This is a genomic window from Streptomyces sp. NPDC091377, from assembly GCF_044757045.1.
Lineage (GTDB): Bacteria > Actinomycetota > Actinomycetes > Streptomycetales > Streptomycetaceae > Streptomyces.
The window spans coordinates 1-25,476 of sequence record NZ_JBIVUE010000029.1 but is presented as its reverse complement, the minus strand read 5'-3'; the positions used below and the strand labels follow the sequence as shown (position 1 = coordinate 25,476).

The 25,476-nt window shown below is 69.0% G+C and carries 23 protein-coding genes and 3 pseudogenes; 22 read left to right on the top strand and 4 right to left on the bottom strand.

The genetic code is table 11. The annotated features are described in order from the left end of the window. The first annotated feature begins 2 nt into the window (after positions 1 to 2). From ACIQNG_RS36765 to ACIQNG_RS36715, 11 genes and pseudogenes are all read left to right on the top strand, one after another. Entirely contained in the window at positions 3 to 836 is an 834-nt protein-coding gene (locus ACIQNG_RS36765) for an ABC transporter permease (protein WP_401491389.1), read from the top strand. Between the two features lie 32 nt (positions 837 to 868). Next, positions 869 to 1,897: an ABC transporter substrate-binding protein gene (locus ACIQNG_RS36760; protein ID WP_401491300.1), complete on the top strand. Its 1,029-nt coding sequence runs from the start codon at positions 869 to 871 to the stop codon at positions 1,895 to 1,897. Next, on the top strand, positions 1,884 to 2,678 hold the full coding sequence (locus tag ACIQNG_RS36755; RefSeq protein WP_401491298.1) for an ABC transporter permease: 795 nt from the start codon (positions 1,884 to 1,886) through the stop codon (positions 2,676 to 2,678). Before ACIQNG_RS36760 ends, ACIQNG_RS36755 begins: the two co-directional genes overlap by 14 nt. Positions 2,679 to 2,804: 126 nt before the next feature. After that, a complete protein-coding gene (locus ACIQNG_RS36750; RefSeq protein ID WP_401491296.1) occupies positions 2,805 to 3,752 on the top strand; it encodes a dihydroorotate dehydrogenase in 948 nt (315 codons plus the stop codon). Between the two features lie 85 nt (positions 3,753 to 3,837). Next, positions 3,838 to 4,422 carry a hypothetical protein gene (locus ACIQNG_RS36745; RefSeq protein ID WP_401491294.1) on the top strand — a complete coding sequence of 195 codons (585 nt, stop codon included), beginning with the start codon at positions 3,838 to 3,840 and terminating at the stop codon, positions 4,420 to 4,422. Next, positions 4,419 to 4,901: a hypothetical protein gene (locus ACIQNG_RS36740; protein ID WP_401491292.1), complete on the top strand. Its 483-nt coding sequence runs from the start codon at positions 4,419 to 4,421 to the stop codon at positions 4,899 to 4,901. The genes ACIQNG_RS36745 and ACIQNG_RS36740 overlap by 4 nt, the downstream gene beginning before the upstream one ends. Then, entirely contained in the window at positions 4,898 to 6,196 is a 1,299-nt protein-coding gene (locus ACIQNG_RS36735; RefSeq protein WP_401491290.1) for a Zn-dependent hydrolase, read from the top strand. The genes ACIQNG_RS36740 and ACIQNG_RS36735 overlap by 4 nt, the downstream gene beginning before the upstream one ends. Positions 6,197 to 6,441: 245 nt before the next feature. Beyond that, complete coding sequence (locus ACIQNG_RS36730; protein ID WP_401491288.1) at positions 6,442 to 7,071, top strand: dihydroorotate oxidase electron transfer subunit; 630 nt, start codon at positions 6,442 to 6,444, stop codon at positions 7,069 to 7,071. Positions 7,072 to 7,367: 296 nt separating this feature from the next. Then, positions 7,368 to 8,021 (top strand): DUF6153 family protein, encoded by a 654-nt coding sequence (locus ACIQNG_RS36725; protein WP_401491286.1) that lies wholly within the window; start codon positions 7,368 to 7,370, stop codon positions 8,019 to 8,021. Beyond that, positions 8,018 to 8,650: a DUF305 domain-containing protein gene (locus tag ACIQNG_RS36720; protein ID WP_401491284.1), complete on the top strand. Its 633-nt coding sequence runs from the start codon at positions 8,018 to 8,020 to the stop codon at positions 8,648 to 8,650. The genes ACIQNG_RS36725 and ACIQNG_RS36720 overlap by 4 nt, the downstream gene beginning before the upstream one ends. Before the next feature lie 982 nt (positions 8,651 to 9,632). Then, a pseudogene (locus ACIQNG_RS36715) lies at positions 9,633 to 10,498 on the top strand (PLP-dependent cysteine synthase family protein); the annotation flags it as partial. Positions 10,499 to 11,078: 580 nt separating this feature from the next. Here ACIQNG_RS36715 and ACIQNG_RS36710 read toward each other — a convergent pair. The 3 genes and pseudogenes from ACIQNG_RS36710 to ACIQNG_RS36700 all read right to left on the bottom strand — a co-directional run. Further along, a pseudogene (locus tag ACIQNG_RS36710) lies at positions 11,079 to 11,231 on the bottom strand (ribokinase); the annotation flags it as partial. Between the two features lie 411 nt (positions 11,232 to 11,642). Next, the gene (locus ACIQNG_RS36705) at positions 11,643 to 12,767 is read right to left on the bottom strand and encodes a M20 family metallopeptidase (protein WP_401491282.1); all 1,125 of its coding nucleotides are present in this window, start codon (positions 12,765 to 12,767) and stop codon (positions 11,643 to 11,645) included. Continuing rightward, positions 12,764 to 13,825 carry a LacI family DNA-binding transcriptional regulator gene (locus ACIQNG_RS36700; protein WP_401491280.1) on the bottom strand — a complete coding sequence of 354 codons (1,062 nt, stop codon included), beginning with the start codon at positions 13,823 to 13,825 and terminating at the stop codon, positions 12,764 to 12,766. Before ACIQNG_RS36700 ends, ACIQNG_RS36705 begins: the two co-directional genes overlap by 4 nt. Before the next feature lie 242 nt (positions 13,826 to 14,067). On the opposite strand from ACIQNG_RS36700, the gene ACIQNG_RS36695 reads away from it, so the two are divergent. From ACIQNG_RS36695 to ACIQNG_RS36670, 6 genes and pseudogenes are all read left to right on the top strand, one after another. Further along, positions 14,068 to 15,054, top strand: a complete 987-nt coding sequence (locus ACIQNG_RS36695; protein ID WP_401491278.1) for a substrate-binding domain-containing protein — start codon at positions 14,068 to 14,070, stop codon at positions 15,052 to 15,054. A 16-nt stretch (positions 15,055 to 15,070) separates the two neighbouring features. Next, the gene (locus ACIQNG_RS36690; protein WP_401491276.1) at positions 15,071 to 15,850 is read left to right on the top strand and encodes an ATP-binding cassette domain-containing protein; all 780 of its coding nucleotides are present in this window, start codon (positions 15,071 to 15,073) and stop codon (positions 15,848 to 15,850) included. After that, positions 15,847 to 16,860, top strand: a complete 1,014-nt coding sequence (locus ACIQNG_RS36685) for an ABC transporter permease (protein ID WP_401491274.1) — start codon at positions 15,847 to 15,849, stop codon at positions 16,858 to 16,860. Before ACIQNG_RS36690 ends, ACIQNG_RS36685 begins: the two co-directional genes overlap by 4 nt. After that, on the top strand, positions 16,857 to 17,909 hold the full coding sequence (locus ACIQNG_RS36680) for a phosphotriesterase (protein WP_401491272.1): 1,053 nt from the start codon (positions 16,857 to 16,859) through the stop codon (positions 17,907 to 17,909). Before ACIQNG_RS36685 ends, ACIQNG_RS36680 begins: the two co-directional genes overlap by 4 nt. Then, positions 17,906 to 18,664 carry a glutamine amidotransferase gene (locus ACIQNG_RS36675; RefSeq protein ID WP_401491270.1) on the top strand — a complete coding sequence of 253 codons (759 nt, stop codon included), beginning with the start codon at positions 17,906 to 17,908 and terminating at the stop codon, positions 18,662 to 18,664. Before ACIQNG_RS36680 ends, ACIQNG_RS36675 begins: the two co-directional genes overlap by 4 nt. 442 nt (positions 18,665 to 19,106) lie before the next feature. Further along, positions 19,107 to 19,331 (top strand): annotated as a pseudogene (locus ACIQNG_RS36670) (transposase); the annotation flags it as partial. A gap of 51 nt (positions 19,332 to 19,382) precedes the next feature. Here ACIQNG_RS36670 and ACIQNG_RS36665 read toward each other — a convergent pair. After that, positions 19,383 to 20,060: a GntR family transcriptional regulator gene (locus ACIQNG_RS36665; RefSeq protein ID WP_401491268.1), complete on the bottom strand. Its 678-nt coding sequence runs from the start codon at positions 20,058 to 20,060 to the stop codon at positions 19,383 to 19,385. Positions 20,061 to 20,199: 139 nt separating this feature from the next. Between ACIQNG_RS36665 and ACIQNG_RS36660 the strand changes: the two genes are divergently transcribed. The 5 genes from ACIQNG_RS36660 (at position 20,200) to ACIQNG_RS36640 (ending at position 25,309) form a co-directional block, all read left to right on the top strand. Beyond that, positions 20,200 to 21,855: an L-lactate permease gene (locus ACIQNG_RS36660; RefSeq protein WP_401491267.1), complete on the top strand. Its 1,656-nt coding sequence runs from the start codon at positions 20,200 to 20,202 to the stop codon at positions 21,853 to 21,855. Then, positions 21,855 to 23,237 (top strand): FAD-binding oxidoreductase, encoded by a 1,383-nt coding sequence (locus ACIQNG_RS36655; protein WP_401491265.1) that lies wholly within the window; start codon positions 21,855 to 21,857, stop codon positions 23,235 to 23,237. The genes ACIQNG_RS36660 and ACIQNG_RS36655 overlap by 1 nt, the downstream gene beginning before the upstream one ends. Continuing rightward, a complete protein-coding gene (locus ACIQNG_RS36650; protein WP_401491263.1) occupies positions 23,234 to 24,526 on the top strand; it encodes a (Fe-S)-binding protein in 1,293 nt (430 codons plus the stop codon). The genes ACIQNG_RS36655 and ACIQNG_RS36650 overlap by 4 nt, the downstream gene beginning before the upstream one ends. A gap of 71 nt (positions 24,527 to 24,597) precedes the next feature. Next, positions 24,598 to 24,786 (top strand): hypothetical protein, encoded by a 189-nt coding sequence (locus ACIQNG_RS36645; protein WP_401491261.1) that lies wholly within the window; start codon positions 24,598 to 24,600, stop codon positions 24,784 to 24,786. A gap of 79 nt (positions 24,787 to 24,865) precedes the next feature. Further along, positions 24,866 to 25,309 carry an MHYT domain-containing protein gene (locus tag ACIQNG_RS36640; RefSeq protein WP_401491259.1) on the top strand — a complete coding sequence of 148 codons (444 nt, stop codon included), beginning with the start codon at positions 24,866 to 24,868 and terminating at the stop codon, positions 25,307 to 25,309. The last annotated feature ends 167 nt before the right edge of the window (positions 25,310 to 25,476 follow it).

Sequence of the window (25,476 nt, the reverse complement as noted above, 5' to 3'; positions counted from 1 at the left end):
GCATGGAAACCCTCACCCGCCGCAGGGGTCCCGACCGGGACGTGAAGCGTCCCGCTGCGTCCGGCCCCGGCGACAGGGGCACCCTGCGCAGGGCCGGACGCATACTGACGCCGCTCGCCTACACTGCAGCCGTGCTGGCCGCCTGGAGCGCCTATGTCACGCTGGCCGACGTACCGTCCTATCTGCTGCCCGCCCCCGGCGACGTGTGGGACGCGGGGCTGAAGCTGATACGAGACGGCACACTGTGGCCCAACCTGACCTACACGTTGCGCAACATCGTGCTGGGTTTCGTCGGTGGGTCACTGATCGGTATCGCCCTGGGCTGGGTCCTGTGGGCCTCCCGCACTGTCCGAGAGATCCTCGCCCCCTACATGGTGCTGCTCCAGGCGGCTCCCAAGATCGCCGTCGCACCACTGCTGGTGCTGTGGTTCGGTCTCAGCCTGACCTCTCAGTTCGCGCTCATCCTGCTGCTGGTCTTCTTCCCCATGGCCATGGCCACGATGCTCGGGCTGAAGGATGTGAGCGCGGACATCAGCTCACTGGGCCGGCTGCTGCATCTGTCCCGATGGCAGTACCTGCAGATAATCCAGCTGCCCGCGGCCGTGCCCGCGCTGCTGGCCGGTGCCAAGATCGCCGTCATCGACGCCATGACCGGCGCGTTCCTCGCGGAGTACCTCGCCTCCGAACGTGGCCTGGGATACCTCATGGTGCTCGGCAACACATCCAGTGACACCCCCCTGCTGATAGCCGCAGTCCTCATCACGGTAGCGGTCGGGCTCCTCGGTTTCGGCCTCGTCTCCCTCGCCGAGCGCAGGCTCCTGCGCGGCAGGCGTTGAGTTTCACTCCCACTTTGTCCGAAGGAAAGATCATGAATAGAAGGCTCCTGAAGCTGGTCGGCGTCCCCGCCGTCGTGGCCAGCGCCGCTCTCCTGGCCGCCTGTAGCCCTGGCTCCTCCGACTCGGCGAAGACGTCGTCCGACGGCACCAAGAAGGTCACTATCCAGATCGACGGTGCCGCGGTGCCGTACTACGCCCCGCTGTACGCGGCCAAGGAGCAGGGTTACTTCGCCGACGCGGGCCTGGACGTCGAATTCACATACGCGCAAGGCTCCGACATCGTAAAGAACGTGGCGTCGGGCAACGTTGACTTCGGCTTCCCGAACGGCGACTCGGTCGTCACCGCGTACGGCAAGGGCATCAAGACCAAGGTCGTGCACACCACGTACCAGCAGGGCATCGGCTCGCTACTGTCCCAGTCCTCCTCGAAGATCAACTCCCCCGCCGATCTGAAGGGCAAGTCCGTCGCCGTCACTGACCTCGGCAGCCCGAACTACATCCAGCTCCAGGCAATGCTCCAGAGCGCCGGCCTGAAGCTCACCGATGTGAAGGTCCGCACCCTGGGCACCGGCGTCATCGTGGACGCGCTGAAGAACGGGCAGGTCGACGCGATCGTCTTCTCGCGCCTGCGCTACTACGCGCTGCAGTCAGCCGGGGTCAACGTGAACCAGATCCTGAGCGACAAGTACCTTCCCTCCTTCGGCAACGTGGTCATCGCCGGCGAGGCCCTCGTCAAGGACAACCCGGGCACGGTCAAGGCGTTCGACAAGGCGCTGAACCAGGGCATCGAGTACACCGTCAAGAACCCGCGCAACGCGGTCGACATGTCAGTGAAGAAGTACGCCGCCTCCTTCAAGGGCCAGGAGAAGGAGATCACCACGATCATCGAGGACCTCTTCACCAAGAGCCTGTGGCAGTCGGAGAACACACAGAAGAACGGCCTGGGCTCCCCGGACCTCGTGCGCTGGCAGCAGACCATCGACTCCCAGAAGCAATTCAAGCTCCTCGACAAGTCCTTCGATGCAAGTGATCTGGTGGTGGAGCCGAATGGCCTCGGCTGACACGGCCGCCAGCACCGGCCGGACGGCCGAGACCGTCCGGCCGGTGCTGATCGGCACGTTGTCCCTGCTGGCCGGTGTCGCGCTCTGGTGGTTGGTCACGGCGGCCTTCGATATACCGGCCTACAAGCTGCCCAGCCCGGCTGCGGTAGCAAGTCATGCCTGGCAGCTGGCCGAGGACGACGTGCTCACGGTGCACATCCAGCAGACGCTGGCCGAGGTGGTGCAAGGTGTGCTGATCGGCGCGGTGGCAGGAGTCGTCCTGGCGATCGTCTTCACCCGCGTGCCGCTTGTCGAACGCCTGCTGATGCCGCTCGTCATCGTGGCGCAGGTGACCCCGAAGATCTCGATCGCCCCGCTGATCGTACTCTGGCTGGGACTTGGTGTCGGCTCCAAGATCGCCCTCGTGGCCCTGGTGTCATTCTACCCCGTCATGATCAATATGGTGACGCGACTACGGTCCGTGCCCAAGGGTGTCGATGACCTTGCCCGCCTGCTGCGCATCGGACCGGTCGCCAGAGCCCTCAAGATCGACCTGCCGTACAGCCTGCCGGCCATCACGGTAGGTCTGCGCCTGGGTGTTCTCCAGGCGGTGACGGCAGCGGTCATCGGCGAGTTCATCGGAGCGCAGTCGGGGCTCGGCTACTTGGAAAAGCAGGCCCAGGACAACGACGACATCAAGCTGGTGATCATTTGCCTCGGGCTGCTCTGCGTCATGGCATGGGCCATGTACGCCCTCATCGGCTGGGCCGAGCGCAAACTCACCGAGCGATTCGGCGGCTGACACCCCGCGCCCCGCCGTCCCGCCCAGGTGCCGGCGGGCCCAGCGCACTTCCGCTCCTCAAATCCTCGATCCCCCTGACGCAGAAAGCAGACCCTCATGACGGAGGTCCAGGACCACAGTCCCGCAGTGCTGGATGACCGTGACCGGCATTTCGCGGACCATGTCGCATTCCGGACCGATCTCGCTGTCTCGATGGGCCCACTGCGTCTGACCAACCCCGTCATGCCTGCGTCGGGCTGCTTCGGTCCTGAGCTCGCCGCTCTGCTACCGGTGCACGAGCTGGGCGCCGTGGTCACCAAGACCCTCTTCTCGCAACGGCGTTCCGGTAATCCCTCGCACCGGCTCACCGAGAGCGAGCAGGGCATGCTGAACAGCGTGGGAATCCCCAGCCCGGGCTCGGCGGAGTTCATCCGTACGGTGCTGCCCCGCTACCGGTCGTTCGGGGTACCCGTCGTGGTGAGCGTCGGGGGGCTCACCATGCAGGAGTACCTGCGGATCACTGAGGATCTCACCGACGCCCCCTGCCAGGCACTGGAGGTGAACGTCTCCTGCCCGAACCTTGAGCACGGCGGGCTCGCCATCGGAACGGACGCATCGACCGTGGAGCGAGTCGTCTCCGGTGTCGTGGCACGCACTTCGCTGCCCGTCATCGTCAAACTGACTCCGAACGTGACATCGATCGGTGACATCGCGCGGGCCGCCGAGCAGGCAGGCGCGACCGCCGTGACCGTCGCCAACACCTTCCCTGGTATGGCCATCGACCTGAACGGGCGGAGCGCGGTACTGGGCAACGGGGTGGGCGGACTGTCCGGACCCGCGGTCCGACCCATGGTGCTGCGCCTGGTGTGGCAGGCCGCCGCAGCCGTCGGGATACCCGTCGTCGGATGCGGCGGCATCAGCACCGCGCGGGACGTCCTGGAGTTCGTCCTGGCCGGAGCCACGGCCGTGCAGATGGGCACCGCGACGTTCACCCGCCCGTACGCGATGACCCAGGCCCTACGGGACCTCGACGCCCTGTGCGGCGAACTCGGTATCGCCCGTCTCGCGGACGAACGCGGCACAGTGCGGATTTGACACTCAGCCGCGGCGGGACCGCGCCGCCCCGCGCCCGTCCCGACCTCGCGCGATCTCCACCAACCGTCCCGTCCACGGAGCCCACATGAACCTCGACCAGGTCCTGCACACAGCGGCCGACGCCCCCAGCGCCTTCCAGAGCGCCGAGCAACGAAGCGCGGAACTGCACGCCGACATACTCGCGGTGGCCCCCGTCGGCGACGGCCGGGTCGATATCGAAGCCGTCCAGAGCCGCCCGTCGATCCTGCGTCGCACCGCGGCGTTGTTGTCCGAAGCGCTCCCGCCCGGGACCGACCGGTTGGTGTGCACGACCCCCGACGGCATCGCCGCCACCACCGCCCTGGCCCTGCACACCGGGCTGCCGTTCGCGACGGTGACCGGTACCGGGGACGACGCCCGGCTGACCGGCGAAGCCCATCCGGGCGAATACACCGTCGTCGTCGTGCCGTTGATGGGCACGGCGCAGGACGCGGCCACACCGGTAGTCGCCGTCCTCAAAGCCGGGATGCGGGTCTCCTGCGTCCTCAGCGTGCTCGACAGCAGCGACAGCAGCGTGGCGGACACGCTCCTGGAACAGTACGGAGTACTGTTCCACGCGCTCTTCTCCGCCACCTCTTCGCGGGCCCCGCTCGGGTCCGCGACCGACCAGAAGGAGATGGATCCCCGATGACCGAAAGTACCTCCGCGATACTCTCCGGCATCCGTGAACTCGGCGCGGCCCCAGACACCTACGGAACCACCCTCAACACGCAGATCTCCCCGGCCGCGGCCGACCTCATCGGCAAGGCCGTCGCCGACGCCGTGCGTGATCTGAAGCCGGACCACATCGCGGTGTGGGAGAGCAGCGACGAAGCCGTGCTCGCCCACGTCGTGGCCCTGGCGACCGGCGCGACCGTCCTACGGGTCACCGACGAGTCCGGAATCATCTCCGTCTCCCCGTCGATCACCCCCGGCGACCGGGTCGTACCGCTGGCGACCGCCTGGGAGCCGCGCTGGCTCCAAGCCATGCTCAGCGTGCTGCGCGGCGCAGCCGCCCAAGTGACCGCAGTGGCCGCTGTCCTGCACACCCCTACGCTCAATGCCACAGGTCCCGTACCCGTGGTATCGCTGCTCTCCGAGGCGGAAGCCTCATCGGCCGGACTCCGATGACCGCACCGACCCTGGCTGCTCTCCCTCGCGCCGACACCGACCGGCTCCGGACGCACCTGGACACCTTCGCCGGAATGTCGGAACCCGGCCGGGGCCCCGGCGTCACCCGGCTCGCCTACACCCCGCTTGAGCGCCAGGCCCATGACGTATACACGGCGCACATGCGTGCGCTCGGCCTGGAAGTGCGCACGGACACGGCCGGCAACACGATCGCCGAACTGCCCGGCACGACCCCCGGACTACCGGGCCTGGGCACCGGCTCCCATCTCGACAGCGTGCCGAACGCCGGCGCGTACGACGGCGTAGCCGGTGTGGTCGCGGCGATGGAGGTGGCACGGCTGTTCGTGTCGGGCGGGATCCTCCTCACCCGGCCCGTCCGGTTCGTGGCCTTCGCCTCCGAGGAGGGAGCCCGCTTCGGACAGGCGTGTACCGGCAGCCGGATCGCCGCAGGACTGACCGGCCCTGCCGACTTGAAGACCAAGCAGGACGCCGAGTGCGTATCGCTGGCACAGGCCATGACCGCTGTGGGCCTCGACCCGAATGACACCGAGGCAGCACGCTGGCGCGGCGAGGACTGGGCTGCCTTCCTGGAACTGCACATCGAGCAGGGCTCCATGCTGGCGTCCGAGTCCGTTCCCATCGGACTCGTCGACCTGATCTCGGGCAGTACCCGGCTACGCCTCGATCTCACCGGACGGGCCACGCACACCGGGGGAACCCCGATGCGGATGAGGGCCGATGCGATGGCCGCGGCGGCGGAGATCATCCTGATGGTCGAGGCCCTTGCCAACGACAGCCGCCATCACGGCACCCGTGCGACCGTCGGACGCATGCGTGCCTCGCCCGGTTCCCTCACCACGATCGCCGGGAGCGCCGAGGTGTATGTCGACGTCCGAGACGTCGACAACGACCGACAGCGGCTGACCGCGGCGGAGATCGTCGGCGGTGCACAGAACATCTGCTCCCGGCGCGGGATCGGGTGCGAATCCCGGCTGCTGGCCGACGCCTCCCCCGTCATCCTCCCCCGATGGCTCCGGGACACCGTCGCCGCGGCAGCGACGGAAGCCGGATTTGCACACCGGGTCATGCCCAGCGGGGCCAGCCACGACGCGCAGATGATCAACCATGTAGTGCCCACTGGCATGATCTTCGTCCCCAGTCACAACGGCGGGGTCAGCCACAGTCCCGAGGAACTGACCCGTCCAGCCGAAATCGCCGTCGGCACTGACATCCTGGCAGCGGGTCTGCTGCGACTCGATGCCCGGCTGTCCGCACAGGAGGCCAAAGCAGCATGAACACCCTCGATGTGGAGGCCGGCATACCGGTCCGGGACAGCGTGACACCGCTGTCCGGGTCCGGGACAGATCTACCCGCCCCGACCTGGCATCGTGCCCGGGTCCTCGCCTCCACCCCACACGGCCAGGGATACCACTTCCTGCGCCTGGAAGCACCGAGTATCGCCCAGAGGTGCCAGGCAGGACAGTTCGTGATGCTGACCGCGGCTCGGGACGGGGACACGGGCCCCGTCCTGCCTCGCCCCATGGCCGTGTACGGCCGGAACCCACAGGCCGGCACCCTCGACATCCTCCTCGGAGTGGTCGGTGACGGCACCCGTCGGCTGGCCTCTTTCCGACCAGGCGAGCGGATGCTGGTCGTGGGACCGCTAGGCCGGGGATTCCGTATCGCCCGGCGAACGACGTGCGTGCTTCTGGTCGGACGAGGCATCGGCACCTGTTCGCTGACCACGGTCGCCCAGGAGTGCGCCGGGACTGAAGTCGAGATCGTCGCCGTGGCCAGCGGCAGAAGCCCGGACCGAGTAGTCGGCGCGGACGTCTACCGGGCGGCCGGTGTGACACGACTGCACGAGGTCACCGACGACACCGGCAGCAGTAGCGTGACCCAGCTCCGGGACATGCTGACGGCCAACCTCGATCAGGCCCCTCCACAGCAGGTCATGACGTGCGGTTCAGAGCGGCTGGCCCGGCTCTGCGAAGAGCTCGGCCGACGTTGGACAGCAGACGTCCAGGTATCGCTGGAAGCCCACATGGCCTGCGGCCTCGGGTACTGCCACGGCTGCGCCACCGGGACCAGAAGTGGTCCCGAGGAGTCCCCGCTGATCTGCACGGACGGACCGGTATTCCGCCTCACGCGTTCGGACACGAAACGGTGAACGGCTTCCGGGTCGACGGCTCCGTGGGGACCACGATCCTGCGGGGGTCCGGCCCCTCGGCGGCCCACCCCGGGACGTGATCGTACGAGGCGGCCGGGTCAGCGCCGTGACAGCCCCCGAGAAGGGCTCGACGGTCGCGGACGCGACGACAGCCGACTGCGACGGCCTGATCATGCTGCCGGCATGGGTCGACCTCCATACCCACCTGCGCGAACCCGGTGACACAGCCTCGGATCACCGCGTGCATCCGGGAATCGTCGAGAGGTCGGACGTCACGCCGTGCGGCCCGTGGTGGCATGACGTCATCACGTCGGCACGGCTCCTCCCACAAGCAATACCCAGGGCGGGTATCGTGCCTCCGTGTCCACTCCCGTGGCACCCAGGAAGCAAGAGGCCCGCTGATCCATGCCTACGATGACGCCGTGACACGCCACGGACAGCTCACGCGACCGCACTCGACCGTGCGGTCCCGCGGGCTGCTCGTGTGCGCCCTGCTGCTGGGTCTGCTCGGCATGCATGGCCTCGGGTCGGTGCCCGACACCGCCGCTGACACAACGGGGCACGATCGGGTCGCGGCGGCCACGCACGCGGACGTCATGGCGTCGATGCCGGGCGGATGCGATCACGGCGAAGGCGGCTGCACGGGCCACGTGGACCATGCGGATCCGACCTGTGCCTCCGCGTCGGTTGCCGGGACTCCGGCGGTGGTGCCGGTACTGGTGCCCGATGTGGTGACGTGTGCCGAGCCGAGCGGGACGCGCACCTCTCCTGCCGGCAGTGGTCCCGACGGCGGTCGCGCCCCCCCTCAGTCTCCGAACTCCAGCTCCTGCGGATCTAGAGCTGCCCGCACGCCGCCGCATGCCTGTGCGGATGAAGCGGCGTGCCTCGGCATGCCCTTCACGGATCCGAGCAGATCCGAACAGATCCGAATCCAGGAGCCTCAACCTTGACTGCACACCGCAACCTCATCCGTCGTACCGCGCTCGCCGTCACCGTCGGCACAGCCGCCCTCGTCCTGTCCGCCTGTGGCGCCGGACACGACATGTCCTCGATGGGGACCGAATCCAACTCCAGCCCCTCCGCGGCCGCCTCGGCCAAGGCCGGCGACCACAACGACCAGGACGTCTCCTTCGCCAAGGAGATGATCCAGCACCACCGTCAGGCCGTCGAAATGGCCGACCTGGCCACCGACCGGGCTTCCTCGCAGGAGGTCAAGGACCTCGCCACGAAGATCAAGGGGGCGCAGGACCCGGAGATCGAGACGATGTCCGGCTGGCTCACCTCGTGGGGCGAGAAGGTCCCCGCGGACATGTCCGGCATGAAGGGTCACGACATGTCGTCCGGCATGCCCGGCATGATGAGCAGCGAGGACATGGACAAGCTGGGGAATGCCTCCGGCGCCGAGTTCGACAAGATGTTCCTCGAGATGATGGTCAAACACCACGACGGTGCCCTCGCGATGGCCAAGGCGGAGAAGGCCGACGGCAAGTACGGTCCCGCCGTGAAGCTCGCGGACGACGTGATCACGGCCCAGACGGCCGAGATCGAGCAGATGGACAAGATGCTCGGCAAGAGCTGACGCCGCGACAGAGACGGTGTGGCCGGACGGTGCGCGGTGCCGTGCGGCTACACCGTCTCTGTTCCTGCGGCTGTCGCGCGGAGCGGGGCGGGACGTTTGCGAAGAGCGAAGTTCCCGGCCCCTCGGTGCGATTGATCCCACCGTGTGGCGTCGACGCCATCATGCGGCTTGTTCACGCGGTGTTCTCCTGAGCCGACATGCCCGAGTGCCGCGATTCGACTAAGATCACGACATAATCACGGTCTGATCTCCTTCTCGTGCGTCGAAGGAACCGCTCATCAGCGGCTCTGCGACGCGGGCAGGGGCCACGTCGGCACAGCTGGCCAACGGTCGGCCGGAGGGCCATCACGGCGGCCACGGACAGCAGCACGCTGTCGAGGACCGTGCGATGGGGCAGCCTCCGCAGGGACCCGGCGTGGCGGTGCCCTGCCTGTCTCCGCTGGATTCGGAGAACGTCAAATGAGGTGCCCCGCCCTGTGTCCGCTCGTCATGCCGCGGCATGGCGTCTGACCTCCTCTGCGCACGGCGTCCATAGCGTGGCGCGGGACGGTCGACGGCTCTTCCCTGCCCCCCACCATTTTCCCGCGGAGGGCCCCGACGGCGAGATTCTCGGCGCGTTCGAGTCTTCTGACCGCTGTCACGACCTCAACCCCGGGCAGGCCGTCCTCCCGCAGGCGCCCGCCCGGGCCCGCAGCTCGCTGTCACCGCGCTGTCACCGCGCTGTCGCTGACGGATGCCGAGGGAACTCCCTCGCACGATCGCTCTGGTGCTTTCCGAAGACTGCTTCCGAGCGGCGGCGGCCGGTCCGCTCTCACCGCCATCTGCCGGTGACGCACAGAGGATCCGCCCTGCGGGTCGGCCCTGGTCGCCCCGACGCGCGCCGCGCCTTGGCCGACGCGCGAGATGAACATCCACAGCGTCCGCACGCGTCAGACACTGAACGAGAGCGAAAGAAATGGCACTCCCTGAACACGAGTGACTCATCCCCGCCGACTCCACCCTCCAGGGACTCGTCGGCAACACTCCTGTCCTGCAGGGCTCCCAAGCCCTGCACCCCGCCCGGCTGCGGCTTCTGGGCCAAGCTGGAGGGCTTCAACCCGGCGGCATCAAGGACCGCCCCGCCCTGTACATGGTCGAACGGGTTCGGCTCGTGGCGACTTACAGGTGGGACATCCGATCATCGAGTTGACCATTGGCACTCTGGGCCTCGGCCTCGCCCTGGCCGACTGGTCCACGGACACACCGTCACGATGGTCACCGACCCGGCCTCGAACCGTCGATGAACCGGCTGCCTGCCGCCTACGGCGCCACCGTCGACATGGTGCCCGAGCCGCACTCTACCGGCGGCTGGCAGCAGGCCCGCCGCGACCGCGCCGCCGAACTCATGGCGGAGCACCCCGGAGCCTGGTGCCCCGACCAGTACAGCAACCCCGACTACGTCGCCGCCTACACCCCCCTCGCCCTCGAACTCGCCTCGCAGGTGGGGCACATCGACGTCCTCGTCAGCAGCGTCGGCACGGCCGGCCACGCCGCGGGCATCTCCCGCGTCCTGCGCCAGCTGTACCCCGCGATGCGTCCGGTGGGCGTGGACACCGTCGGCTCGGCCAGCTTCGGACAGCCTGCCCGGCCCCGCTTGATGGGCGACTCGGCTCCAGCATCTCCCCGCGCAACGTCGCCTACGAGAACTTCAGCGAGGGGCACTGGGTGGCTCCGGCCGAATCCATCGGGGTCTGGCGGCAGTCGGCCGCGTCGCACTACGCCACCGGCGGCTGGAGCGGGAGCTCGGCCGCGCTCGTGGCCGGCTGGGTCGCCCGTACAGCCCGCCCCAGCACGCGCGTCGTGGCGATCGCGGTCCGTCGGGACCGGGATCGTGGCCTTCATCCCGCGTCTGCGCAGGCAGGCGCGATTGCTGCGGGAGTCGTACGCCTTGTCGGCGCGGACCCGGTCCGGCCGATAGCGCGGCCTGCCGAGTCCGGGCCGGGGTACCTGGATCGCTTCGAGGACCGGCCGAACCGAGCCGAATCACCCCGCTGTCCGGCGGTGATCACCACCGATTCCGGCTTCTGCCCCTGCTCGACGGCGAAGTGGGTCCCGGTGGTCGGTCGTCCCGGGAGCGTCCGAGCCTGTGGCCAGCCGGCTCGACCGTGATCCCGCCGGGCGGTTCCTGCTGGTTGTCCCCCTTTTCGGCGCCCCCGCCGCGTGCCGGTGGGACCGGCAGGCCGTGGAGTCGACGTTCACGTCCCGGGTGATCAGGCCCCCGGCATCCGCCTCGGCCTGCAGCCGAGTGACGCTCCGTGCCCAGGTGGCGTCGCGCTGCCGGCGCCGGAACAGGTCGTAGACCGGTCCCATGGGCCGTAGCGTTCCGGCACGTCACGCCAGGGAGCACCGGTCCCCCGGGTCCGCCACCGAGTGCCGTCTGTCAGCTGCCGCCGAGGCGGGCGGCGGCGGCTGCCTGGTTCGCGCCGCACTCGGCCCTTGCCCCCGGATGGACGGCCAGGTCCGAACCGGGCACGGTCTCCCCCGCTGTGGGCCGCCGCTCGACGCTGATCACCAGATCGGCGTCGGCCGATCCCACGATCAGGAGGTCCTAGTCGTGCGTGCAGGGACTCCCCGAGACATTCCGCGGCATTTCAATGACGGATTGCGTTCGGCTGTTGCGCGATCGATGGGCAGATCGTGCCTGTGGGGCGTGATTCCTCGATGCCGTGGGATGAGGCGTTGGCTGCGGCAGAGCTGTGGCGTCAGGTGGTCGCGACTATGGCGGGCGGTCAGGCGTATGGCCGGGGGCGGCACATCGTTTGGTGCAGTCAACTGGTCTACGGGGAAGGCAGGACGAAGCCCGGCATGGGCGCGCATACCCCCGTGCAGCACCCGTCGACGCTGGTCGAGGAGGCGCGTGGGCCGAGCGATGGCCTGGGCGCGTTGAACCGTCAGTCGGTGTGGGCAGCGGAGCCGTCGGCGGGGAAATCGGCGGCCAGCGGGCATACCGCGGTCACAGCCCGCACCAGCTCGCGACGACGCGTTCGTAGATGGCCAGGGATTCCTCCAGCCGCCGGATGGAGCACCACTCGTCGGTGGCGTGGGCCTGGGACGGTTCGCCGGGGCCGCAGATGAGCGCAGGGGGTGCCCCGAGAGCGGGGGCCAGTACCGCCGCGTCCGTGAAGAAGGTGGCCGTCCGCGGCTCGTACGGGATGCCCGGGGCCACCGCCGTCACGATCTCCCCGAGGGCGCGGGCCCACTCGTCAGCCGGGTCGGTCCACACCGGAGGCAGGTCGACGAGAGGTTCCCAGTCGACCTCGGGGCCTGCCCGGTCGGCGAGCAGGGCCAGCACCTCGGTGTGGTCCTGCCCGGCCACTGTCCGCACGTCGACCGTGGCCGTGGCGAGGTCGGGCACGGAGTTGGGGTTGAGGCCCGCGCTCAGCGTCCCCACGTTGAGGGTGGGCCGGCCCATCACCGGGTGCGCGGTGTCGGGGAAGGCGAAGTCCGCCAGGCGGACCACCGCGTGGGCGAGCTTGTAGGCGGCGTTGTCGCCCAGGTGAGGCATCGAGCCGTGGGCGGTGATCCCGGTCGTCCGGGCCTGGAGCCACAGGGCGCCCTTGTGGCCGTGGACCACCTGGTTGGCGGTGGGCTCGGCGATGAGCAGCGGCCCGCTGCAGCCGCCGCGCAGCAGGGGCGCGACGTGGTGGGCGCCGAGCGCGCCGGTCTCCTCCGCGGCGGTCAGCACGAGCCGGAGGCCCGCCCGCCGGGGCCGGTGGGCCGTGGCCCGTACGGCGGCCAGCACCATGGCCGCGACCCCGCCCTTCATGTCGCTGGTACCCCGCCCGTGCAGCCGGTCGCCGTCCGGCTCGCCCGCGTACGGGTCGTGCTGCCAGGGCGCGGCGCCGAGTGGCACCGTGTCCAGATGGCCGGACAGACACAGCGGCGGGGCCTCCAGGTCGGTGCGCCATTCGGCGATCAGGGTGGCCCGACCGGGTGCGTGCTCGTGGCTGCGGACGGTGAATCCGGCCCGCTCCAGCAGTGGCGCCACGACTGCCTGGGCGGCCGACTCGTCCGCGTCGACGGTGGGGACCGCGACGAGTCGGCGGGTGAGTTCCGTGACCTCGGTGGTGTCCGTCATGCGGGTGCGATCCTCGGTGTCGAGCCTCTGAGCTGGAGGAGCGGGGCGACCGCGATCCGACGGGAGCCGCCCGTGAGGTCCTGTTTCAGCAGCCGGGCGCATTCGTCGGCCATGACGTCCCACTGCTGACGCATGGTGGTCAGCGGCGGGTCGGAGATCTCGGCGAAGGCGATGTCGTCGAAGCCGGTGACCGCGACCTCGTCCGGTACGGCGATGCCCGCGCGTGACATGCCTCGCAGGACGCCGAGCGCGATCAGGTCGTCGCCGCAGACGACGCCGTCGGGGCCGCCGTAAACGCCGTAACCGCCGTGACCGCCGCCGGTGGGGCCGTGTCCGGAGGTTCTGCTGTCGCCGAAGTCGTCGACGAGGCGCTGTGCGGCCTCAAGGCCCCAGGAGACGTCGAACCGGCCGAGCAGGGCGGGGGCGGCGGGCTCCAGGCCGTGCCGGGCGAGGGACTTCTCGAAGGTCTGGGCGCGGTCGCGTGCCGAGGAGTTGTCGAGCTGCGAGCTCACGAACACCAGGCGCCGTCGGCCTCGGGCGACCAGCAGGTCGACGAGCTGGGAGAAGCCCACGGCATCGTCGACGCCGACCCAGTGTCCCGCCAGGCCCTCGACCTGACGGTCGATCTGGATCACAGGGACGAGTTCGGCGGCCGTCCTGATCGCCGGGGCGCTGTCGGTGGCGTGCAACGGGCTGATGATGATGCCGTCCACGTGCCGGTCGGTGAGGGTGCGCAGCCGGCGGGCCTCGACGTCGAGGTCGTAGTGCGAGTCGCAGAGCAGCAGGTCGATGCCGTCCTGCTGGAGTCGGCGCTCCACCGCCTCGACGAGCAGAGGGAAGAACGGGTTGGAGATCTGCGGGACGACCATGCCGATGGTGCGGGAGCGCTGGGTGCGCAGGGCCTGGGCCAGGACGTTGTGCCGGTAGCCGAGCTGCTCGGCAGCCTCCTGCACGCGCCGCTTCACGCCGGCGCCCACGGGGCGTGATCCCGACAGGGCGCGGGAGACCGTCGCCGTGGAGACTCCGGCGAGTTTCGCGACGTCCTGGATCGTGGGCATGGACCTTCTCTCGGCGCTTGGCAATCGATTTCCCGGCGAGCGCTCTTCCTACCATGAGGAATCCCGTGGCATCAAACTCTTGACTGTCCGGATTTCCTCCTCCTACAGTCTCGACACCTCGGCAATCGATTACCCGATGGTGGCGATGACGCCTCCGGAGTGGCCGAGGACCTCTCCCCACAGCTCTGCCCCTTCCCGCTGCTCTCCCTCCAGGCCCCGCGGCCCGCCCGAGAGGAATCCCCATGCCCAGCACGGCTCTGCGCAGACTCTCCGTCGCCACCCTCGTCACCGCCCTCGCCGTCGGCGTCACCGCCGGTTGTTCCCGTGAGGGCGACTCCACCACCGCCAAGGCCAAGTCCACGGCCTCCGGCGGCAAGGTCCGCATCGGTCTGGTCCAGGTCAACCAGCAGGCGATCTTCTTCAACCAGATGAACGACGGCGCCAAGGCCGCCGCCAAGAAGACCGGCGCCGACCTGACCGTGTTCAACGCCAACGACGACGCCGTCCAGCAGAACCAGGCCGTCCAGGACTTCGTCCAGCAGGGCTACGACGCCGTCATCGTCGAGGCCATCGACGTCAACGGCATCAAGCCGGCCCTCAGGGCCGCGGCCAAGGCCGGCGTGAAGGTGATCGCCGTCGACGGCATCATCGACGACCCGTCCGTCGACGTGCAGGTCGGCGTCGACAACGCGGCGGCCGGCAAGCAGATCGGCGCGTTCGTCAACGAATACGACAGCACCAACAAGATCAGCGCGAACATCGGTGTCGTCGGCGCGCTCAACTCGTACATACAGAACCTGCGCAAGGACAACTTCGTCTCCACCGTGAAGGCGAAGGGCGCCACCGTCCTGCAGACCGTCGACGGCAAGAACACCCAGGAAGGCGCGGCCACCGCCGCCGAGAACCTGCTGACCGCCCAGAAGGGCATGAACACGGTGTACGCCACCGGCGAGCCCGCTCTCCTCGGCACCGTGGCCGCCGTCAAGAGCGCCGGTGCCCAGAACCGCGTCAAGGTCTTCGGCTGGGACCTCACCAAGCAGGCCATCGACGGCATCGACGCGGGCTTCGTCGCCGGCGTCGTCCAGCAGGACCCCAAGACCGAGGGCGGCAAGGCGGTCGAGGCCGCCGTGGCCCTGGTCAAGGGCGAGACCGTGGCCAAGGAGATCGACGTACCGGTGACCATCGTCACCAAGAAGAACGTCGACCCCTACCGGTCGATCTTCAAGTGACGGAGGGGCAGCCGACATGACGACCTCCACCGTGGCCGAAGCGCCACCCGAGTACCGCGCCGAGATGATCGACGTACGCAAGCGCTACGGCATGATCGACGCGCTGCGCGGCGTGACCATCCGCGTGCGCCCCGGCGAGGTCGTGGGCCTGGTCGGCGACAACGCGGCAGGCAAGTCGACCTCGATGAAGATCCTCTCCGGAGCCGTGATCCCGGACTCGGGCGAGATCCGCGTCAACGACCGCCCCACGGCCTTCAGCACGCCCAAGGAGGCCCGGGACGCTGGCATCGGCATGGTCTACCAGGACCTCGCCCTGTGCGACGACCTCGACGTCGCTGCCAACCTCTTCCTCGGCCGCGAACCGCGCACCGCGGGCGGCCTGTTCCTCGACAAGAAGCGGATGCACGCCGAGGCCCGCGAACACCTCGACGCACTGCGCATCCGCATCCCGCTCACCAACGTCGCCGTACGCAACCTCTCCGGCGGACAGCGGCAGGCCGTCGCCATCGCCCGCGCGGTCTCCTTCGACCCGCAGGTGCTCATCCTCGACGAGCCGACCGCCGCGCTCGCCGTCACCGAGGTCGAGACGGTCCTGGAACTCATCCGCACCGTCTCCGCCCGGGGCGTCAGCGTCATCCTCATCACCCACCGGCTCCAGGACCTCTTCCGGGTCTGCGACCGGCTGACCGTCATGTACGAGGGAACCGTGCGCCGCGATCTCGACGCCCGGACCACGACCCTGGAGGAACTCGTCGCCGAGATCGTCGGCGAGGGCCACGGAACGGAGGCGGCGTGAGCAGCCGGAGCGCGGTGCACAGCGAACGGGTCGTCACCACCCGCTCCGCCCGCACCCACGCGTTCCTCGGTACCCACGTCCAGACCGTCGCCATCGGCGGCATGCTGCTGGCGGTCCTGGTGGTCTTCTCGCTGACCGCGGACACCTTCCTCAGCACCGAGAACGTGCTGAGCGTGCTGCGCCAGAACGGCCCCGCACTGATCGTCGCCGTCGCGATGACCTTCGTGATCACCACGGCCGGCATCGACCTGTCGGTCGGTTCGGTGCTGGCGCTCAGCGGTTCCCTGCTCGCCATCCTCATCGAGCACGGGACGAGCCCCACCCTGGCCTTCCTCGCCGTTCTGGCACTCGGCGCCCTGGTCGGCGTACTCAACGGGTGGTTCTCCTGTTACCAGGGCATCCCCGCCTTCATCGTCACCCTCGCCACCCTCGGCGTCATCCGCGGCACCGCGCTGCGTTCCACCAACGGCTACTCCATCTCCATTCCGGAGAACAGCTGGGTCGGTTTCCTCGGCCAGGGCCTGATCGCCGGGATTCCCGTCGCGGCCGTCCTCGCGGTGGCCGCCGCGGTCCTGGGTTGGGTCGTCTACGCCAAAACGCCGTTCGGGCAGTACGTCGTCGGACTCGGCAGCAACCGCGAGTCGCTGCGCCGCGCCGGTGTCAACGTCCGGCTGGTCGGGCTGTGGGTCTACCTCATCTCCGGTGTGGCCGCCTCCCTGGCGGGCGTCCTGGTCGCGACCCGCCTGGGCAGCGGCTCCTCCAACCAGGGCGTCGGCTTCGAACTCACCGTCATCACCGCGGTGGTGCTCGGCGGCACCAGCCTCTTCGGTGGCCGCGGCAGCGTGCTCGGCACCGTGCTGGGCGTGCTCACCCTCGGCCTCATCGAGAACGGACTCGACCTCAGCCACGTCAACCCGTTCTACGTCCAGATCGTGCAGGGCGCCAGCCTGCTGGCGGCCGTCCTCGCCAACACCCGCCTGTTCAGCCGCTTCTCCACGGCGAAGTCATGACCGCGGTGCAGACCGTCCTCGGACCGGTGGACAGCACCGCGCTCGGGGTGACCCTGATGCACGAGCACCTGCTCAACGACTGCTCCTCCTGCTGGCACCCGCCCGCCCCAGGCGACACCGAGGGCCAGGAGATCGCCGAACGGCCGCTGCGCATGAGCTACTTGGGCCGCCTGCGCAACGACCCCTTCCTGTCCCGCGACAACATCCGCCTGGCCGACGTGGACCTGGCCGCCGAGGAGGCCGCCCGGTTCGCCGCCGCCGGCGGGCGCACGATCGTCGAGCAGACCTGCTCCGGGATCGGCCGCGACCCGGCCGGACTGGTCGCGATCGCACGCCGCACGGGTCTGAACGTCGTGATGGGCTGCGGCTTCTACCTGGAGCCCAGCCACCCGGCCGAGCTGCGCACCATGACGGCGGAGGACATCGCCGAGCACGTCGAGAGCGAGGTCCTGGAAGGGGCCGAAGGCGGCGTCCGCGCCGGCCTCATCGGCGAGATCGGCGTCTCCGCCGCCTTCACCCCCGCCGAGGAGAAGGTGCTGCGTGGCGGCGCCCGGGCCCAGCGCCGCACCGGCGTACCGCTGTCGGTGCATCTGCCCGGCTGGCAGCGCCTCGGCCACCGCGTCCTGGACGCGGTCGCCGAGGAGGGCGGCGACCTCGGCGCCACCGTCCTGTGCCACCTCAACCCCAGCCTCGGCGACATCGACTACCAGCACGCTCTCGCCGACCGGGGGGCCTGGCTGGAATACGACATGATCGGCCTGGAGTTCTACTTCGCCGACCAGGACGCCCAGTCCCCCGCCGACGAGGACAACGCCCGCGCCATCACCGCGCTGGTGGCCGCCGGCTACCGCGACCGTCTGCTGCTCTCCGGCGACGTCTTCATCAAGACCATGCTGACCCGCTACGGCGGCTACGGCTACGACCACCTGATCACCCGCTTCTCGCAACGCCTGCGCCGCCACGGTCTCACCGGGGCGGACATCCGGCAGCTGCTCGTGCACAACCCTGCGGCCGTCTTCGACGCCGCAGCGAAAGGAGCCCATCCATGAACCGCCCACTCCGCGTCCTTGTCGCAGGCGAGTCCTGGGTGAGCGAAGCGACCCACTACAAGGGTTTCGACGCCTTCACCTCGGTGACGTTTCACACCGGCATCGACCCGCTGCGCGACGCACTGACGGCGGCCGGCATCGAGGTGGCGTACCTGCCCGCCCACGAGGTCCCCGAGCGCTTCCCCCATTCGGTCGAGGAACTGTCGGCGTACGACGTGGTGATCCTCTCGGACATCGGCGCCAACAGCCTGCTGCTGCACCCCGACACCTGGCTGAGTGGCCGCTCCCGCCCCAACCGCCTCAAGATCCTGGCCGACTGGACCCGCGCGGGCGGCGGTCTGGCCATGGCCGGCGGATATCTGAGTTTCCAGGGCTTCGAGGCGAAGGCGTTCTTCCACCGCACTCCCGTCGACGACGTCCTGCCCAGCGTCATAGCCCTCCATGACGACCGGGTCGAGACACCCGAGGGAGCGGCGCCGGAACTTGTCGACAACACGCACGAGATCGTCGCGGGCGTACCCGTGGAGTGGCCCGGACTGCTCGGCTACAACCGCTTCGGCGTCAAACCCGACGCTCACGTGATCGCCCGTATCAATGGCGATCCCCTCCTGGCGGTACGGGAGGTGGGAGAGGGCCGTACCCTTGCCTGGGCCTCGGACATCGCACCCCACTGGTGCCCGCAGGACTTCCTGGACTGGAAGGGCTACCAGACCCTCTTCGCCAACGCCTGCCAGTGGCTGACGCGGAGGAGCTGACCGCGTTGGTCCAGCCGTCCTGGTGTGAGGGACCTCGGCGCGGACGCGGCTCCTGCTGATCGACCCGTTCACGCCATGTCGACAAGTACGATCTCTGCCGCTGGCGAGAGACCCAGCGCAGCCAGCCTGATCACGAGGATGCCGACTGGGGCCCAGAGATCAGCCCCGGCCCCCACGACGACGCAGCTGACGCAGCAGATGAGCGCGTGCGTGACACCGGCCCAGGCAGACCGAGATCGGCCCGCCTCCAGCGAGATACGTCAACTGCTCGATGCGGGGCACGATGAGATCCCGGAGCCACCCGGAACTCACCTCTGGTAACGATGCAGTCATTTGGGGTCATTCATTGCGATCTTAGAGGGGGTCAATTCCGATCTTCCCCGGTTCGCGATCGCTCGATCGTGGTACCGATTGCCGCGCAAGCCCGACGTTCGTCATGCGCATGCCGGGATGCAGGCATGACCGAAGACCGTATCCGAGCGATTCACCAGATGAGCATCGGGCATTGATCGAGCCGATGATCACGGCCTGGAAGCAGGACCGGGTGGCACGGTCGGCGACCGGTGATCCCGGGACCTGTGATCTGAGGGAGGCCGTGAACGCGATCTACTAGTAGAACGGGACGGGTTGTCAGTGGCGCTACCTGCCACACGACTTCCCTGCCTGGTGCGGCAGTCGTCAAGGGGCCGTTGTCCTGCGAACGGTGTACTGCGCGGTCCTACCGTCGGTCTTCGGTAAAGGTCGCGTCGAGGACCTGCAGCAGCGAGCGACGGGCGCCGTCGAGATGCGCGCGCATCAAGTCCGCCGCGGCGGCGGCGTCCCCGGACCGCAATGCCTCAAACACCTTGCCGTGCTCGGCGACAATGCGATCGCGGCCCAGGGTGTGTCGGGTCTGGACCATGCACAGGTGCACCTCACCCTGGATGCCGCGGTACAACCGGCTGAGGCGGGTACTGCCGACCGCGTCCACCAGCACCTGGTGGAATCGCAGGTCCGGCTCCACGAAGGCGCTGTGCGGGGCGTCGTTCTCCACTCGATCGAGATCCGCGATCGCCCGGTCCGCGGCCAGCGGTACGGCGCCGCGCTCCACCAGGACGCGTACGACCTCCGCCTCCAAGGGCGTTCGCAACAGGAACAGGTCCTCGACGTCGTCCCGGGTCAGGCGCGGCACGTAGGCGGGCTTGTTGGCCTCGCGGTGGAGCAGCCCCTCGTGCACCAGGGCGGTCACGGCCCCGCGAGCGGTGGGGCGGGAGACGCCGTACTCGGCCGCCATCTCGGTTTCGGTGAGGGTGGTGCCCGGGGTGAGCTGCCCGTCGAGCACCCGGTCGCGCACAGAGGTGGCAAGTGCCTCGATGACCGAGACGGTCGACAACCTGAACGTGGCGTCCTGAGCCATGAGCACCTCCGTAACGGAACGCCACTAATCATACACACTGTCAATCCCGATCTATTGACAGCCTTGAGCCATTGTCTAACAATCACTCCGGGTGACGGGGGTCACAAGGAACGCCTTCAATGGGGCAAGGAGTCTCGTCATGGCTGCCTATCAACAAATTTTCGATCCGGTCGGCGGGTCTCTCGCCTGGAGTGCGCTGTGCGCTGCGCTTCCCTTGGTCACGCTCTTCGTGCTGCTGGGCGGGTTGCGCTGGAAGGCGTGGAAGGCTTCGCTCATAGCCCTCGCGGCGGCCCTGGGCGTGGCGGTGTTCGCCTACTCCATGCCTGTGGGACAGGCAGCCCTGGCGGCAGGAGAGGGAGCTGCCTTCGGCCTGTTTCCGATCATCTGGATCGTGCTGAATGCGCTCTGGATCTACAAGCTGACGGAGATCACGGGATGGGATGCGGTGCTGAGGCGGGCCTTCGGGTCGCTCTCGGATGACCAGCGCATCCAGGCCGTGATCATCGCGTTCTGCTTCGGTGCGCTGCTGGAGGCACTGGCCGGCTTCGGCACACCGGTGGCGGTCTCCTCGGTCATGCTGATCGCGGTCGGGTTGAGGCCGATGAAGGCAGCTGCGGTCTCCCTGGTGGCCAACACGGCACCCGTGGCCTTCGGCGCGATCGCGGTCCCGGTCACCACCCTGGCGAAGATCACCGGGCTGGACGCGGCGGACCTCGGTGCCATGGTCGGCCGGCAGACACCGGTGCTGGCGCTGTTCGTACCGCTGCTGTTGATCTTCATGGTGGACGGCAGGCGCGGCGTCCGGCAGGTGTGGCCTCTCGCCTTGGTCGTCGGTTTCTCCTTCGCCGCCGCCACGTTCGTCAGTTCCAACTACCTCTCGTACGAGATCGCCGATATCGTCGCGGCCTTCGCGGGCGCCCTGGCCGTCGTGGCGATGCTGCGCGTCTGGCAGCCACGGGAGACCCTGGCGGCAAGCCCGGTGCCGGTCACAGTCGGCGGTGCGGCAGCCGGCGCGCAGTCCGACGCAGTGCAGCGGCGCAGGCAGACCGGTGAGGGCTCCGCACTTCTGGCCTTCACCCCCTACCTGATCGTGGTGGTCCTCTTCGCGGTGGCCACGCTGGGCCCCATGAAGACCTGGCTGGAGGAGCACTCGGGGTGGAAGTTCGCCTGGCCGGGCCTGGACGTGGTCAACGGCTCCGGCAAGCCGCTCGCCTCCGCGACGTTCAACTTCAACCTGTTCAACGCGGGCGGCACCATCCTGCTGATCGTCGGCGTGCTCACCGCCGCGGTCTACGGTATTCGCGCCGGGCATGCGGCACGGGCCTATGGCAACACCGTTCGGCAGTTCCGCTGGACCATTGTCACGGTCATGGCTGTCCTCGCTCTTGCCTATGTGATGAACATGTCGGGCCAGACGGTCACGCTGGGACTGTTCCTGGCTCAGGCCGGCACCGCGTTCGCCCTGCTCGCGCCGGTCGTCGGCTGGCTCGGGGTCGCTGTCACCGGTTCGGACACTTCGTCCAACTCCCTGTTCGGTCTCCTGCAGCTCACCGCAGCCCAAAAGACCGGCATGTCTCCCTACCTGCTCGCCGCCGCCAATACCACCGGCGGCGTAGTGGGCAAGATGATCTCCCTACAGAACCTGGCCATCGCCACCGCAGTCGTGGGGCTGGAGGGCCGCGAGGGCGAGTTGTTCCGGCGCGTCCTGGGATGGGGTCTCGGGCTGCTTGTCGCGATCTGCCTGCTGGTCTACCTGCAGTCGACCCCCGTACTGGACTGGATGGTGGTGCGCTGATGGCCGCGAAGACGGACCTTGCCCGGGACCTGGCCGGCATTGTCGGGCCCGGCCACGTGCGCATGGACGCCGGTGCTCTCGCCGCCTACGCGCGCGACGCCACGCCGCTCCACCACTCCCTGCCGCAGGCCGTGGTGCTTCCCGGCACCACCGAGGAGGTCGCAGCCGTCCTCCGGTACGCCACCACGCGCGGCATCCCGGTCGTACCGCGCGGTGCCGGCTCCAACCTGTGCGCCGGCACCGTGCCCCTGGCCGGAGGCATCGTTCTGGTCCTGACCCGTCTGAACCGCATCCTGGAGATCAGCCCCCAAGAACTCCTGGCGCGCGTCCAGACCGGAGTGACGACGGCGCAGCTCGCGGACGCGTCCGCCGAGGCCGGGCTGCTCTACGCCCCCGACCCCGGCAGCCGCACCGTCTCCACCGTCGGCGGCAACATCGCCACCTGCGCAGGCGGCCTGCGCGGCCTGAAGTATGGCGTCACCCGCAACTACGTGCTGGGCCTGGAGGCCGTCCTGGCCACCGGCGAAATCATCCGTACCGGAGGCCGGCTGTGGAAGGACGTGGCCGGCTACGACCTGACGCGGCTGCTCACCGGCTCCGAAGGCACCCTGGCGGTGATCACGGAGGCCACCGTGGCGCTTCTTCCGGCGCCCGAGGACACCGGCACCGGCGTCGCCTACTTCGCGTCCCTCGCCGACGCGTCGAGGGCGGTCGCAGCCGTCATCGCCTCCGGCATCGTCCCGGCCACGCTGGAGTTCCTCGACCGCAGGTGCATCGCCGCGGTCGAGGAGTTCGCCGGGCTCGGTCTGCGCCGGGACGCAGGGGCACTGCTGCTCTTCGGCGACGACGGACCGCCCGAAACCGTGGCAGCCGCACTCGCGCGCATTCAGGAGGTGTGCGCCGAAGCCGGCGCACTGGAAGTCAGCCTCGCAGCAGATCTCACCCACGCCGACGCCTTGCTGGCGGCCCGCCGCTGCTCGCTCCCGGCGCTCTCCCGCCTCGGCTCGCTGACCATCCTGGAAGACGTTACGGTGCCGCGTCACCGGCTCGCCGAGATGGTCGACCGCATCGACGAGATCGCCGCGCGCTATGACCTGCTGATTGCCACGTTCGGCCATGCCGGTGACGGCAACCTCCACCCCACTTGCGTCCTCGACCCGGACGACGGCGCGGCCATTGACCGCGCCCACAAGGCGTTCGCGGAAATCTTCGCCGCTGCCATCGAACGGGACGGGACCATCACGGGCGAACACGGCGTGGGCGCCGCGAAGCTGCCGTATCTGGCCGACAAGATCGGCGCGGACCAGGTTGCTCTGCTGCGCCGTATCAAGAACGCCTTCGACCCGGCAGGCATCCTCAACCCCCGAAAGCTCGGCTCATGACAGACAGCATGAACGCACACCACAGTGAACCCGTCGAGCCCGGTGACACCGTCGGCCGCACCAGCCTCGGCGGGCCCGGCACCGACACCCCCGGGCAGGAAACGGACCGCGGCATCTTCGACAAAGACCTGCTCGACCGGTGCATCTCCTGCGGGTTCTGCCTGCCCGCCTGCCCCACCTATGTCCGGACCGGTGAGGAGACCTCCTCTCCACGCGGCCGTATCACGCTGATGCGCGCGCTGGAGTCCGGTCGCCTCGACGAGGACGACCCGACACTCGCCGAGGAATCCTCGTTCTGCCTGGGCTGCCGTGCCTGCGAGAGCGTCTGCCCCGCCGGAGTGGAATACGGCTCGCTGCTGGAACAGTGGCGTGACCATCAATGGCAGGGCCGCAACCGGCCCTGGATCGCACGGATCCTGATGGCCCTCGTGTCCCGTCCCGCGTTGCTGCAGGCTCAGGCCCTGCTACGGCGCCACGCCCGCGTCGACCGCACCCGCGGCGAAGGAACCGATGGCGCAAGCGACCACAACCGACCAGGCGCAAAGAACGAGCCGATCTCGAACGCGCCGGAGCAGACCGCGTCGCTGATGCTCGGCTGCGTCGAACGCGGCCTGTACCCCAAGGTCTCTCGCGCCGTCCTGGAACTGCGACCGGAGATCACCGTCCCGCCCGGGCAGGGCTGCTGCGGCGCGTTGCACGCTCACAACGGCGACTCCGCCACCGGTGAGGCGATGGCCCACACGCTCGGTCAGCGGCTGCCAGGCACCGTTGTGACCACCGCCGGTGGATGCGCCGCCCACCTTGCCCACCACCTCGGCCCGGACCGGGTGCAGGAACTGAGCCAGTATCTCGACCGAGTCGGCCACCGGCCCGCGGGCCAGGTCACCGTCGACGGCCGGCCGGCCAGGGCCACCCTCCAGGACTCCTGCCACCTGCGCCACGGCCTGGGAGTCACCCGGCCACCCCGGGAGTTGATCGCCTCCGTCGCGGACTACATCGAACTTCCAGGCGCGGGTGAGTGCTGCGGCGCCGCCGGGACCTACGCGATGCTCCGGCCGACGGACAGCCGGGCCGTACTGGATCCCAAACTCGACGCCTTGGAGCGCGCGGAAGTCGACTACATCGTCGCGGTCAACCCGGGCTGCCTGCGCCAACTCCAGCAGGGGCTGCGCCGACGGCGTTCCCATGTCCGCGCGATCCATCTCGCCGAGTTCCTCGCCATCGCGGCGGCGTCCGCCCCCATAACCGAAGCAGACGACACCGACACCGACACCGCGGAAGAGTACTGACACGGCCGGTGCCCACCCACTGCGCCTGATAGGCACGAGCCGAACACGCCGCGTCCCCAGTGCCGCCTCCCGTGGCCGTCCATTCAATGGCCTGCCTCGGCGCGGCCCTCGGACTGCGGTGCACGGTACGGTCGCTGCGGCACCGGCCCCGCAGGGCCGGCTGGCTGGCGGTGGGCCCCGTAGCGATCGGCTGCGGCATCGGGACCCTGCACTTCATGGCCATGATCGGCTTCAACATCCAAGGCGCCCTGATCAGATAGGACCCGGCGAAACCCTCCTCAGCCTCGCCGTCGGCGTGTTCTCGTCGGCTATCGGGGCGGTACAGGGGCGAACCTGGCGGTGGCCGGCGCGGTCACCGGCATCGGCGTAGCGGCGATGCGCTACCTCGGCATGGCCGCCATCCGCAGCACCGTCGATCTCCGCTACGCCTTGGCGACCGTGGCGCTGTCCGTCGTGATCGCCGTCGCAGCCGCCACGTCCGCACTCTGGGCAGCCATCTCCATCCGCGTACGGTCGTCCAGCCTGGGGCGGGTCTGGTCATCGGGGGGGGGCCGTGACCGGCACGCAGGACGGCTGGGGACGCATCACCCGCGTCACCGTGAACCCCATCTGCTGGCCCGTCATCCCCGCAAGGTGCCTGCGGCCGATCACACTGTGCACGTCCGCTGGTTCACCAAACAGCACCCCGACAAGCCGACCCTGCTCCCCTACATGGTCGACCGCTGGGACCTGCTGATGATCCCGGAACGCCGCGAAGATACTCGGAGACTCGATTCTGCGTAACTCCCGTCGTAGGAGGTGGTCGAGGTCGTCGAGTCTGTTGTAAGCGCTGTTGGCCATCACTCTGCCTACGAGTGACTGTGAGGATTGCTGATGGCACCGCTCGGCGGTCTGACCCACCGAATGACTGACGCCTCGGCTGTCCATTTCTGGAATCGTCGGCCGGCTGG